At 72.4% G+C, this 12,247-nt stretch carries 10 protein-coding genes; 8 read left to right on the top strand and 2 right to left on the bottom strand.

Features of this window, described 5'->3' with window-relative positions; genetic code table 11:
- Positions 1–51: 51 nt before the first annotated feature.
- A complete protein-coding gene (locus tag QZ749_RS04365; RefSeq protein ID WP_373896780.1) occupies positions 52–2,418 on the bottom strand; it encodes a catecholate siderophore receptor Fiu in 2,367 nt (788 codons plus the stop codon).
- 187 nt (positions 2,419–2,605) lie between these two features.
- On the opposite strand from QZ749_RS04365, the gene QZ749_RS04360 reads away from it, so the two are divergent.
- Genes QZ749_RS04360 through QZ749_RS04325 form a run of 8 tightly spaced genes read left to right on the top strand, consistent with a single transcriptional unit; the run spans position 2,606 to position 11,520 of the window.
- The gene (locus QZ749_RS04360) at positions 2,606–2,926 is read left to right on the top strand and encodes a YkgJ family cysteine cluster protein (protein WP_296943661.1); all 321 of its coding nucleotides are present in this window, start codon (positions 2,606–2,608) and stop codon (positions 2,924–2,926) included.
- Positions 2,927–2,975: 49 nt separating this feature from the next.
- Positions 2,976–4,778: a methyl-accepting chemotaxis protein gene (locus tag QZ749_RS04355; RefSeq protein WP_296943658.1), complete on the top strand. Its 1,803-nt coding sequence runs from the start codon at positions 2,976–2,978 to the stop codon at positions 4,776–4,778.
- A gap of 8 nt (positions 4,779–4,786) precedes the next feature.
- On the top strand, positions 4,787–5,233 hold the full coding sequence (locus tag QZ749_RS04350; RefSeq protein WP_296943656.1) for a chemotaxis protein CheW: 447 nt from the start codon (positions 4,787–4,789) through the stop codon (positions 5,231–5,233).
- On the top strand, positions 5,230–6,462 hold the full coding sequence (locus QZ749_RS04345) for a CheR family methyltransferase (RefSeq protein ID WP_296943653.1): 1,233 nt from the start codon (positions 5,230–5,232) through the stop codon (positions 6,460–6,462). Before QZ749_RS04350 ends, QZ749_RS04345 begins: the two co-directional genes overlap by 4 nt.
- Positions 6,459–7,145 carry a chemotaxis protein CheW gene (locus QZ749_RS04340; protein WP_296943650.1) on the top strand — a complete coding sequence of 229 codons (687 nt, stop codon included), beginning with the start codon at positions 6,459–6,461 and terminating at the stop codon, positions 7,143–7,145. Before QZ749_RS04345 ends, QZ749_RS04340 begins: the two co-directional genes overlap by 4 nt.
- Positions 7,142–9,457 (top strand): hybrid sensor histidine kinase/response regulator, encoded by a 2,316-nt coding sequence (locus tag QZ749_RS04335; protein ID WP_296943648.1) that lies wholly within the window; start codon positions 7,142–7,144, stop codon positions 9,455–9,457. The genes QZ749_RS04340 and QZ749_RS04335 overlap by 4 nt, the downstream gene beginning before the upstream one ends.
- Positions 9,454–10,452: a chemotaxis-specific protein-glutamate methyltransferase CheB gene (cheB, locus tag QZ749_RS04330; RefSeq protein WP_296943647.1), complete on the top strand. Its 999-nt coding sequence runs from the start codon at positions 9,454–9,456 to the stop codon at positions 10,450–10,452. Before QZ749_RS04335 ends, cheB begins: the two co-directional genes overlap by 4 nt.
- Positions 10,453–10,488: 36 nt before the next feature.
- A complete protein-coding gene (locus QZ749_RS04325; protein ID WP_296943646.1) occupies positions 10,489–11,520 on the top strand; it encodes a diguanylate cyclase in 1,032 nt (343 codons plus the stop codon).
- Positions 11,521–11,523: 3 nt separating this feature from the next.
- Here the strand turns inward: QZ749_RS04325 and QZ749_RS04320 are convergent, their stop codons facing one another.
- Positions 11,524–12,159 (bottom strand): head GIN domain-containing protein, encoded by a 636-nt coding sequence (locus tag QZ749_RS04320; RefSeq protein ID WP_296943644.1) that lies wholly within the window; start codon positions 12,157–12,159, stop codon positions 11,524–11,526.
- Positions 12,160–12,247 lie beyond the last annotated feature (88 nt).

Raw genomic sequence — 12,247 nt, 5'->3', positions numbered from 1 at the left:
CGGCGCGGACCCGGGCTGCACGGTCCCGGGAGCGTCCGGGACCGGCTACGGTCAGAAGTGGAAGTTGGCGGTCAGGCTGGCCCAGCGCGGCGCGCCCGGCGTGTAGCGGTAGCCGCTCTTGTTGATCGCCGCGACGTACTCCTTGTCGCCCACGTTGTACACGTTCAGCTGCAGGTCGACGTGGCGGTTGATGCGGTAGGCGGCCATCAGGTCCACCACCGTGTAGTCTTCCGCGTACGCCGGGGTGCCAACGGCGCCGTCGGTGCCGCGCAGCAGCTTGCCCTGGTAGCGCACGCCGCCGCCCACCTTCAGGCCGAACGGGAACTGGTACGTGGTCCAGCTGGTGAAGGCGCTCTTGGGCGTGTAGCTCAGCGCGTTGGCCGCGGCCGCCGTGACCAGCTTGCCCGATTCGATGCTGGTGTCCATGTAGGTGTAGCCCGCATTGACCATCCATTCGCGGGTGATCTCGCCCGTCACGCTCAGCTCGATGCCCTGCACGCGCTTCTTGCCGGTCTGGTAGTACTTCAGGTCGACCGGATCCTGCTCGACCTCGTTCTTGACGTCGGTGCGATAGATCGCCGCGTTCAGGCCCAGCTTGCGGTTCATCAGCTCGAGCTTGCCGCCGATCTCGGTCGTGGTGCTGACCTGCGGATCGTAGATCGGATTCGACGCGCTGTTGGCGCCGGTGCTCAGCGTCAGGTTCGAACCCGGCGGCTGCTTCGAGTTGGCCCACAGCGCGTACACGCTGCTGTTCTCGGTCGGCTTGTACAGGGCCGAGACCTTGCCGCTGACCAGGTGGTCGGACAGCTCGACGTGGTTCGGGATCTGGGTGCCCACCGGCAGCGTCGGGTTGGCCGTCGCCGTCGACAGCGTCACGGCATCGTATTCGGTGTCGAAGCGGTCCACGCGCACCGAGGCGCCGAACAGCCACTTGTCGCCCAGCTTGACGGTGTCGAGCAGGTAGCCGGACTGGGTGGTCGTCTGGCCCTGGGTGCGGGCGCCGCTGCGCACCAGGTTCAGGCCGACCGGCTGGATCGACGGGTCCGGGTGATAGAAATTGGCCGGGGCCAGCGTGCCGCCGCCGGTATAGCTGAAGTTCTTCTGCTTCTCGTCGGTCAGGTCGAGGCCGGCGACCAGCGTGTGGTCCAGCGCGCCGGTGGCGAATTCGCTGGTCAGCGTGGTCTGGTTGGCCAGCACCGTGTTTTCCTGGTCCTTGATGGTGCGGTTGGTGCGCGCCAGCGTCCAGGTCGACGGGTCGCCGGTCGTCACCAGGTTGGCGGCGGTGCCCATGAAGGCGCTGAGCAGGTAGTCCTGCTTGGTCTTGCCGTAGCGGCTGGTGTTGCGCAGCTTCATGCGCGGGCTGAACTCGTGCTCGATGATGGCGGTGGCCATGTCGGCCTTGACCTTGTCGTAGTCGGCCGTCGAGCCGTAGAAGTTGCGCGGATCGACGCGCGCCGCCGTGTTCAGCGCCGGATCGGTCTTCGCGTCCGGGCTGGTGTAGCCCGGCAGGCCGACGGTCGGCACGCCGCCGTCCGGGGTATTGTCCTGCTTGACGTGCAGGTAGTCCAGGTACAGGCGGGTCGCGCCGTTCAGGCCGAACGCCAGCGACGGCGCCACGCCCCAGCGCTTGTCGCGCACGACGTCGCGGCCCGGGGCGCCGTTGTCCTGGTCCAGCAGGTTCAGGCGGAAGGCGGTGCCGCTGGCGTGGTCGATCACCTGGTTGATGTCGGCGGTGGCGCGGCGGCGGTGTTCCTCGCCGACGGTGACGCTGGCGCCGGCCGCGCTCTTGAGCGTCGGCTGCTTGGTGTTCAGGTTGATCGAGCCGGTCGGCGCGCCGCGGCCGGTGTCGGTGCCCGCCGGGCCCTTCAGGACGTCGATCTGCTCGATGTTGAAGACGTCGCGCGAGATCGAGCCGATGTCGCGGATGCCGTCGACGAACAGGCTGCCCGAGGTGTCGAAGCCGCGCATGTAGATCGCGTCGCCGGTGTTGGTGCTGCCGTTCTCGCCCAGGAAGAAGGTGCCGACGCCCGGCGTGTTGCGCAGCGCCTCGGTCAGCGTGGTCGCGCCCTGCTGCTCGAACAGTTCCTTCTTGATGACGATGACGGTCTGCGGCGTGTCGACCAGCTTTTCGGTGTACTTGGCGGACTGGGCGTGGTCGGCCTTGAAGTCGTTTTCCTTCTCGCCGCGGATGTGCACGCGGCGCGGCACGTCGCGGCCCTCGTTGAATTCGGGCGCCGGCGTGGCGGCCGCGCTGGCCGTGGCGGTCGCGGTCGCGGTGGCGGCAGTGGCGGCGGCGGCGGCATCGTCGGCCGCATGCGCGGCCAGCGGCAGTACCAGCATCGACAGCGCGAGCTGGGCGGCGCTGGCGGGACGGCGGATCGGGGTGGAATGCTTGCGGCTCTTGATCATGGCTTTCATGGAATGGTCTGGCATCCTGCTTGGAAGTTTTTTATGAAATGTTTCCGGCAACGCAAAGACTTTACCAAACTTTATGCCTTAAGTAAACGCGAATCATTCTCATTTGTTTTATCAGTACTTGCGCTTTGCATGTTGTTGCGTCCGCGCTACTATTCTTCATCCACCTTGCATTCATTCGACCGTGCCGATGGACGACAATCCCTGCCTTGCCTGCGGCGCCTGCTGCATGCGTTATCGCGTCTCGTTCTACTGGGCCGAGGCCGACGAGCGCGGCCTGCCGGCCGGCTGGACCGAGCAGGTCAACGCCCACTACGCCTGCATGGCCGGCACGCATGCCGCGCAACCGCGCTGCGCGGCGCTGGAGACTGGCCCCGGCGGCGCCGTGGCGTGCCGCGTCTACCCGCACCGTCCGTCCCCCTGCCGCGAGGTCGAGCCCGGCGACGAGACATGCCGGCGGGCGCGGGCGCGCCACGGGCTGGCCCCGCTGCCGGTCGCCGCCCTTTCGTAGCACCGGGCAACATGCTACAGTCGGCCCGAATCCAGACACAGGAGCCTCCATGTTTCGCAACCTGAGCATCAAGAACAAGCTGGTCGCCGGCTTCGGCGCGATCGTCGCGATCATCCTGTTCCTGCTCATCCTCGCCTACCAGAACTTCGCCCGCCTGTCCGAGGCCAACGGCTGGAACCGCCACACGCTCGAAGTGCTGCTGGAAACCGACCAGGTCGCGACCTCGGTGCTGCAGGTGCAGGCGTCCACGCGCGGCTACCTGATCACTGGCAACGAGACGCTGGTCGCCCCGATCCGCACCGAATACGCGAGCGCGCGCGGCCATCTCAAGCGCGCCCAGGACCTCACCGTCGACAACCCCGTGCAGCGCCAGCGCCTGGACCGGCTGGACGCGATGATGACGGCCTGGATGGACCAGCTGATCGGCCCGCAGATCGAGGCGCGGCGCGCGAACGGCGCGGCCGGCGTGGCGTCGAACGAGGCCGCAGTGCTCAAGGGTACGGCCACCGTGGCCGCGATGCGCGCGCTGCTGGGCGACGTCGAGGGCGAGGAAAGCCGCCTGCTGGCGCGCCGCCAGCAGGACACCGCAGCGTTGCGCGAATCGATGAACCTGCTCATCACCGGCGGCGGCGTCACCTGCGTGGTGCTGGCGATCCTGATCGCCACGCTGCTGGTGCGCGCGATCTCGCGCCCGCTGGCCAGCCTGGCCGACGCCAGCCGCCAGATCGCCGGCGGCGCCGGCGGCGCGCGCGCCGAGGTGATGTCGGGCGACGAGGTGGGACGGGTGGCGCTCGAATTCAACCGCATGGCCCAGGCCATCGAGGACAACCAGGCCAAGGAACTCGCGGCCTCGCGCGAACTGCGCGCCAAGGTCGACGCCCTGCTCGACACCGTGTCGAAGGCGGCGCGCGGCGACCTCACCGGCGCCATCACCGTGCGCGGCGAGGATGCCATCGGCCGCATGGGCGAAGGCCTGGCGGCGATGTTCGGCAACCTGCGCAGCCTGCTCAACAACGTCCAGCGCGCCGGCATCCAGGTGACCACGTCGGCGACCCAGATCGCGGCGTCCGCGCGCCAGCAGGAGGCGACCGGCATCGAGCAGGCCCAGACCAGCGTCGAGGTGCTGTCGACCACGCGCGAGATCTCGGCCAACACCTCGCAGCTGCTGCGCACGATGGAGGAAGCCACCGAGGTCGCCGACTACACGACCAACGCCACGGCCGAGGCGCAGGACAACCTGGAGCGCATGGACCAGACCATGCAGCAGATGGTGGCGGCCACCGACTCGATCGGCGCCAAGCTGGCCGCGCTGTCCGAGAAGGCCAACAACATCACCGGCGTGCTGGTCACCATCACCAAGGTGGCCGACCAGACCAACATCCTGTCGCTGAACGCCGCCATCGAGGCGGAAAAGGCCGGCGAGGCGGGACGCGGCTTCGCCGTGGTGGCCGCCGAGATCCGCCGCCTGGCCGACCAGACCTCGGTGTCGACCTGGGACATCGAGCAGATGCTCAAGGAGATGCAGTCAGCGGTGGCGGCCAGCGTGATGGGCATGGACAAGTTTGCCGAAGAGATCCGGCGCAGCGTGGGCGAAGTGCGCCGCGTGGCCGGGCAGCTGTCGGGCATGACCGACCAGGTGCGCAAGCTGGCGCCGCGCTTCGACCTCGTGCTGCAGGGCATGCAGTCGCAGGCCGTGGGCGCCTCGCAGATCACCGAGACGATGACGCAGCTGTCCGACGCCAGCCAGCAGACCGTCGAATCGCTCAAGGCCACCAGCGAGGCGGTGCACCAGCTGCAGTACGCCGCCGGCGACCTGCAGCAGTCGGTCGCGACCTTCGCGGTCACGATGTAGGGCGGCGCATGAAGGCGATGCTGTTCCACATCGGGCGCGAGCGCTATGCGCTGCCGCTGGCGGCCGTGCAGCGGGTGCTGCCGGTGGCGCGCCTGAAGGCTCTGCCCGGCGCGCCGCACTACGTGCCCGGCCTGCTGGACCTGCATGGCGAGCCGGTGCCCGTGATCGACCTGTCGCGCCTGGCCGGCAGCCCGCCGGACGCCGTGCGCTACGACACCCGCATCCTGCTGGTCGAGGTGGCGGCGCTCGGGCGCATGCGCCGCCTGGGCCTGAAGGCCGAACGCGTCGCGGGCGTGGCCGACCTCGGCGCCCGGCTGGCCGAGGGCGGCGTGGCGGCGGCGCCCTGGCTGGGCCGCATCGCCGCCGTCGAACCCGGCCTGGTGCAGCTGCTCGAGCCCGCGCGCCTGCTGGCGCCCGAGGTCGAGCGCCAGTTGTTCGGGGATGCCGCCCCATGAGCCTGCGCCACGCGCTCGAACAGGCCACCGGCCTGCTGCTCGACGCGGCCAGCGTCGAACGCGCCGTGCGCGAGCGCCTGGCCTGCGGCGCGGCGCCGGCGCGCGCGGCCTATTCGCCGCAGCCCGGCACGGCGGAATTCGACGCCCTGGTCGACCTGGTGGTGGTACCGGAATCCTGGCTGTTCCGCGATCCCGCCGTGTTCGACGCCGCCCTCGCCTTCGTGCGGGTGCGCCTGCAGGCGCGCCCGGGCCAGCCGGTGCGCATCCTGTCCCTGCCCTGCGCCGGCGGCGAGGAACCGTATTCGATGGCGATGGCCCTGCTCGACGCCGGCATCGATGCCCGCCAGTGCCGCATCGACGCCGTCGACCTGTCCGCCGGCGCCATCGCGCGCGCCCGCGCCGGCCGCTACGGACGCAATGCCTTCCGTGGCGCCGACCTCGAGTTCCGCGCGCGCCACTGCGTGCGCGACGGCGACGAATGGGTCGTCTCGGCGGCGGCGCGCGCCTACGTCGACTTCGCCCAGGGCAACCTGTTCGCGCTGGACACGCTGGCGCAGGCGGGCCGCTACGACCTGGCGTTCTGCCGCAACCTGCTGATCTATTTCGACGCCGCCGGCGGCGCCCGCGCCGCCGCCGTGCTGCACGCGCTGCTGGCGCACGACGGCCTGCTGCTGTCCGGCTACGCCGAGGCGCCGACGTTCTGCCGCAACGGCTTCTTGGCCGATGCACCCGAGGCGCCGTTCGCCCTGCGCCGGCTGGCGGCCGGCGCCGCCGCGCGGCCGCGCCGGCCCGCGCCGTCCGCCGCGAACGATGCCGCGCCCGCCGCGCCCATGGTTGCGCCGGCCGCGCCGGGGTCCGCGCCGGAGTTTGCACCGACCCGGCCAGCGCCGCGCCCGCGCCCGGCACCGGCCGACCTGCTGGCCCAGGCCCAGCGCCACGCCGACGCCGGGCGCCTCGCGCAGGCGGAGCAGGCCTGCCGCGAGGTGCTGGCGCGCCTGCCCGAGCATGCGGGCGCCTGGTTCCTGCTCGGCATGGTGCACGAATGCGCGCACGATGCGCGCGCGGCGGAACGCTGCTGGCGCCGCTGCATCTACCTCGACCCGGACCACTACGAGGCGCTGTGCGGCCTGGCGCTGCTGCACGAACGGCTCGGCGACGCGGCCCGGGGCGCCGACCTGCGCCGGCGCGCCGCGCGCATCTTCGAACGGCGCCGGAGCGGCGCGGCATGAGCGCCATGGACACCACGGGCGCCATCGATCCCGGCCGCGACGACTGCTGGCGCCGCATCGGCGTGAGCGGCGACCGCAGCTGCCCCGAACTGGAGCGCCACGCCCACTGCCGCCACTGTCCGGTGTACGCCCAGGCGGCCCAGCGCAGCCTGCAGCGCCCCGTCGACCAGGGCTACCGCGACGCCTGGGCGCGCGAACTGGCGCGCCAGGCGCCGCCCGCGCCGCACACCGACAGCGCGGCCATGGCCTTTCGCATCGGCCACGAATGGCTGGCGGCGCCACTGGCACTGGCCGCCTCGGTCGCCCCGCTGGCCCCGGTGCACCGGCTGCCGCACCGCAGCCGCGGCGCGCTGCTGGGCATCGTCAACGTCGGCGGGCGCCTGCTGCCGGCCGTGTCGCTGGCGCGCCTGCTCGAGATCGACGCGGCGGCGCCGCCGCCGCTCGGCCGCCACGCCTTCCCGCGCCTGCTGGTGCTGTCCACCGGCGCGCACGGCTTCGCCCTGCCGGTGGACGAGGTGCACGGGGTGCTGCGCCACGCCGCCGCCGACATGCGCCCGGCCGCCGCCACCGTCGGCCACGCCCCGTCGCCGCTGCTGGCCGGCGTGATCCGCGACAGCGCGCTCGAGGCCGGCCTGCTCGACGCCGCGCGCCTGCGCGAACGCCTGGAAGGATTGCTGCGATGAGCCGCGACCACGACGGCAACGGTCCGGGCGACCTCAGCGGCGACCTGAGCGGCATGTCGATGCTGGACCTGTTCCGGCTCGAGGCCGAGGACCAGGCGCGCGCCCTGACCGACGGCCTGCTGCTGCTCGAGCGCGGCGCCGCCGGCCCCGACACGCTGGAAGCGCTGATGCGCGCCGCCCACTCGATCAAGGGCGCGGCCGCCATCGTCGGCCTGGAGACGGCCGTGCGGCTGGCGCACGCGATGGAAGACGTGTTCGTCGCCGCCCAGCGCGGCCGCCTGCGCCTGGGCGCGGCCGACGTCGACGCGCTGCTGGCCGGCGTCGACCTGATGCAGCGCCTGGCCGCGGGCACGGACGCCGCCGCCGCGACCGCCGTCGACGCCGCGGTGGCGGCACTGGGCCGCCTGCGCGGGCGCGGACCGGGCCCGCTGCTGCGCCCGACCGCCGCGCCCGATGCCGCGCCGGCGGCGATGGCGCCACCGACCGCCACGCCGGCGCCCACGCCAGTCCCGCCCGCCCCCGCCACCCCGATCCCCGCAGCGCCCGCAGCGCCCGCCGCCGCGCCGGCCACGCCCGCCGCCGCCGCGGCCAGCGACGAGCTGCTCGCGCTGGCCAGCCAGGCGCGCCTGCACGCCGGCCAGATGCGGCCGTGGATCGCGGCCCTGCAGCGCGACAAGCGCCAGCAGCGCCTGCTGGCCGAGACGCTCGGGCAGTTGCAGGAGGCGGCCGCCGCGTCCGGCGATCCGGCCGTGCTGGAACTGGTGCGCCAGGCCCTGGAGCGCGCCCGCCCGCTGCAGGGCGGCCTGCAGCGCGCCATCGCCGATGCCGAGACCTACGAGCACCGCGCGCTGAACCTGTCGGCGCGCCTGGCCGACGGGCTGCTCGGCCTGCGCATGTGCCCGTTCCGCGAGGGCGTGCACGCGCTGCCGCGCATGGTGCGCGACCTGGCGCGCGGCCTGGGCAAGGACGTGCGCGTGGAAATCGCCGGTGCCGGCACGCTGGTCGACCGCGCGGTGCTGGCGAAGGTCGAGGGGCCGCTGAACCAGTTGCTGCGCAACGCCGTCGACCACGGCATGGAGGATCCGGACGAGCGCCGCGCCGCCGGCAAGCCGGCGCACGGCACCATCCGCCTGGAGGCGCGCCACCGCGGCGGCATGCTGGCGATCGAGGTCGCGGACGACGGGCGCGGCGTCGATCCCGCGCGCATCCGCCAGGCCGTGCTGGCGCGCGGCCTGGCGGCGCCGGCGGTGGCGGAGGCGCTGTCCCAGGCCGAGCTGATGGAATTCCTGTTCCTGCCCGGCTTTTCGCTGAAGGACGGCGCCACCGAACTGTCCGGGCGCGGCGTCGGCATGGACGTCGTGCACGAGGCAGTGCGCGCGCTGAACGGCAGCGTGCGCGCCGAATCGCAGCCGGGCCGGGGCTTCTGCACGGCCATGACGCTGCCGCTGACGCAGTCGATCGTGCGCGCCCTGGTCGTCGACGTGGCGGGCGAGGCCTATGCGCTGCCGATCGCGCGCATCGGGCGCGTGCTGCGCGTGGCGCGGTCGGCGGTGCGCACGCTGGCGGGACGCCAGTACCTGGAACTGGACGGCGGCCAGGTCGGCCTGGCGCCGGCCGCCCAGGTGCTCGACCTCGGCGAGGCCGCCGCCGCCGACCTGCTCGACGTGGTCGTGATCGGCGCGGCGCGCGAGCGCTACGGCCTGGTCGTGGATGCCGTGCGCGGCGAGCAGAGCCTGACGGTGCAGCCGCTCGAACCGACCTTCGGCAAGCTGCGCGACGTGGCCGCCGCCGCCCTGCTCGACGACGGCGCCCCGGCGCTGGTGCTGGACGTGCCCGACCTGCTGCTGTCGATCGCGCGCCTGCTCGGCGAGGGCGCGCCGCTGCGCCTGGCCGCGGGCGCGGCGACGCGCCAGGGACGCCGGCGCGTGCTGGTGGTCGACGACTCGCTCACGGTGCGCGAGATGCAGCGCAAGCTGCTGGCCGCGCGCGGCTACGCGGTGGAGGTGGCGCTGGACGGCATCGACGGCTGGAACCAGTTGCGCGCAGGCGCCTTCGACCTGGTCGTCACCGACGTCGACATGCCGCGCCTGGACGGCATCGGCCTGCTGGAACGGATCCGGCGCGACCCGCGCCTGCACAAGCTGCCGGTGATGATCGTGTCGTACAAGGACCGCCCGGAAGACCGCGCGCGCGGCATGGAGGCCGGCGCCGACTACTACCTGGCCAAGGGCGCCTTCCACGACGCCACGCTGCTGGAGGCGGTGCAGGACCTGGTCGGCGGCCCGTCCTTCGACACCGGGGAGGCGCCGTGAGGATCGGCATCGCCAACGACAGCCCGACCGCCGCCGAGGCCCTGCGCCGCGCGCTGCTGGCCGGCGGCGAGCACCAGCTGGCGTGGACCGCGCGCACCGGCATCGATGCCGTGCGCCTGTGCGCCGACCTGCCGCCCGACCTGGTCCTGATGGACCTGGCCATGCCGCTGCTGGACGGCGTCGAGGCCACCCGGCGCATCATGGCCGCGTCGCCGTGTGCGATCCTGGTGGTGACGGCGCGGCCGCAGGACAACGTCAACATGGTGTTCCGCGCGCTCGGCGCCGGCGCCCTCGACGTCACCGCCACGCCGGTGCTGCTGGGCCAGGGCGGCGACGACGCGCTGCTGGCCAAGATCCGCACGATCGGCAAGCTGATCGGCAAGAACCTGCCGCAGCCGGGCACGCCGGGCCATCCCGCCGCCGTGGTCAACCACCTGGTGGCGATCGGCGCCTCGACCGGCGGACCGGTGGCGCTGGCGCGCCTGCTGGAACGCTGGAAGCCGCCGGCCGACACCGCGGCCGTGATCGTGCAGCACATCGATCCCGCCTTCGCCGTCCACCTGGCGCGCTGGCTGGGCGACCAGTGCCGCCTGCCGGTGCGCGCGATCGCCGACGGCGACGCGCTCGAGGGCGGCGTCGTGCAGGTGGCGGCCACCGACGACCACCTGCGCCTGGCGCCCGACCGCAGGCTGTGCTACGACGAGCATCCGCGCGACGAACTCTACCGCCCGTCGATCGACGTGTTCTTCCATTCGGTGGCGCGCCACTGGCAGCGCACGGCGACCGGCATCCTGCTCACCGGCATGGGCCGCGACGGCGCCAACGGCCTGCTGGCGATGCGCCGCGCGGGCCACGCCACCATCGCCCAGGACGAGGCCAGCAGCGCCGTGTACGGCATGCCGCGCGCGGCGGCGCAGGTGGGCGCCGCGGCCAGGATCCTGCCGCTGGATGACATTTCATCCGCGTTGTTGGGTAAAATGGTTGATTCGCCATGATTCCGCCGGCTTCTTTTTGTTTTTATCGAATTTCCGATGCTTGAAACCCGCCAAAGCGCACCCGATACCGTGGAACACGCCGACGACCAGGTGCGCGTGCTGCTGGTCGACGACCAGCGCATCATCGCCGAGGCCGTCCGCCGCATGCTCGCCGCCGACCCCGACATCGCTTTCCATGCCGTCGCCGACCCGCGCGCGGCGGTCGCCGCGGCGCTGGCGCAGCGCCCGACCGTGATCCTGCAGGACTTGGTGATGCCGGACGCCGACGGCTTCGAGATGATCGGCGCCTACCGCGCCGAGGAAGCCCTGCGCGACGTGCCGGTGATCGTGCTGTCGACCAAGGACGAGCCGAGCCTGAAGGCGCACGGCTTCGCGGTCGGCGCCAACGACTACCTGGTCAAGCTGCCGGACCGCCTGGAACTGGTGGCGCGCATCCGCCACCATTCGTCCGGCTACATCAGCCGCCTGCAGCGCGACGCCGCCTACCGCTCGCTGCGCGCGAGCCAGGAAGCGCTGGCGCGCGCCAACGAGGAATTGCAGAAGCTGGCCGCGCTGGACGGCCTGACCGGCATCGCCAACCGCCGCCGCTTCGACGAGGCCGCGCGCTACGAATGGCAGCGCGGGCGGCGCCACGGCATGCCGCTGTCGCTGCTGCTGTGCGACGTCGACAGCTTCAAGCTGTACAACGACCATTTCGGCCATCCGGCCGGCGACCTGTGCCTGAAGAAGGCGGCCGCCGTGCTGACCAACCAGCTCAAGCGCCCGGCCGACCTGGCGGCGCGCTACGGCGGCGAGGAATTCGCCCTGCTGCTGCCCGAAACGGACCTGGACGGCGCGCTGGCGCTGGCCGAGGCCTGCCGCGCCGAGCTGGAACGGCTGCTGCTGCCGCACCCGCGCGCCGAATGCGGCGTGGTCACCATGTCGATCGGCGTGGCCTGCACCGTGCCCGGCGAGAACCGCTCGCTGGAAGACCTGATCGAGGCCGCCGACGCGGCGCTGTACGCGGCCAAGCGCGGCGGACGCAACCGGGTGCAGGCGACGATCCGGGGCCAGGCGGTGCCGGGGTGACGCTCAGCGGTCGCCCTGGCGCACCGACCCCAGGCCCGACGCCTTGTTGTTGACCACGCGCGGCCGGCCGAAATAGGTCAGGCTGCCCATGCCTTCGACCTGCGCATCGAGCCGGTTGCGCGCATACACGCGCGCCTCGCCCACGCCCTGGAAACGGATGTCGACGTCGTCGGCGATCAGGTCCTTGGTGTCGACCACCCCGACGCCCTCGGCGCGGATGCGGAACGCCTTGACCTCGCCGGTGATGCGCAGCTCGCCGGCGCCGCGGTAGCCGACTTCGAAGCGCTCGCCGCGGATATGGTTCAGCCGGATCTCGCCGGCGCCTTCGGCCTTGAACGCGCGCAGCTGCGGCACGGTGACGACGACGTGCTGGTCGCCGCGCAGCGTGCCGTAGTTGCGGTCGCGCATGCGCACCACTAGTTCGCCATCGACGACGTCGCTGGCCACGCCGCCCACGAACTTGTCGCTGCCGCGCACGGACAGCGACTGCGCCTTGCCGGCTTCGACGATGACGTTGAACGGTCCCTGCACGCTGATCGCGGTGAACGGCGGCACGGTGCGCGCCTGCTCGGCGGCGTGGGCGGCGCCGGCGCCGAGGCAGGCGAGGGAGACAGCGAGGGCGAAGGCGATTCTTGGCATGGTCGTTCCCGGTGTGGTGAAAGTGAAACCATTGTAGGCAATGGCTTCCGGCGGGGAGTCGCTTTTGCGATGGACGGCAGGAAACGCC

Source organism: uncultured Massilia sp., from assembly GCF_913773735.1.
Lineage (GTDB): Bacteria > Pseudomonadota > Gammaproteobacteria > Burkholderiales > Burkholderiaceae_D > Telluria.
This window is presented reverse-complemented; position numbering and strand designations above follow the sequence as displayed.

Coding starts and splice junctions, on each gene's coding strand:
- QZ749_RS04350 (WP_296943656.1), top strand. CDS start 4,787: ATGAAGGCGATGCTGTTCCACATCGGGCGCGAGCGCTATGCGCTGCCG.
- QZ749_RS04360 (WP_296943661.1), top strand. CDS start 2,606: ATGGACGACAATCCCTGCCTTGCCTGCGGCGCCTGCTGCATGCGTTAT.
- QZ749_RS04365 (WP_373896780.1), bottom strand. CDS start 2,418: ATGAAAGCCATGATCAAGAGCCGCAAGCATTCCACCCCGATCCGCCGT.
- QZ749_RS04335 (WP_296943648.1), top strand. CDS start 7,142: ATGAGCCGCGACCACGACGGCAACGGTCCGGGCGACCTCAGCGGCGAC.
- QZ749_RS04345 (WP_296943653.1), top strand. CDS start 5,230: ATGAGCCTGCGCCACGCGCTCGAACAGGCCACCGGCCTGCTGCTCGAC.
- QZ749_RS04325 (WP_296943646.1), top strand. CDS start 10,489: ATGCTTGAAACCCGCCAAAGCGCACCCGATACCGTGGAACACGCCGAC.
- QZ749_RS04355 (WP_296943658.1), top strand. CDS start 2,976: ATGTTTCGCAACCTGAGCATCAAGAACAAGCTGGTCGCCGGCTTCGGC.
- QZ749_RS04320 (WP_296943644.1), bottom strand. CDS start 12,159: ATGCCAAGAATCGCCTTCGCCCTCGCTGTCTCCCTCGCCTGCCTCGGC.
- QZ749_RS04340 (WP_296943650.1), top strand. CDS start 6,459: ATGAGCGCCATGGACACCACGGGCGCCATCGATCCCGGCCGCGACGAC.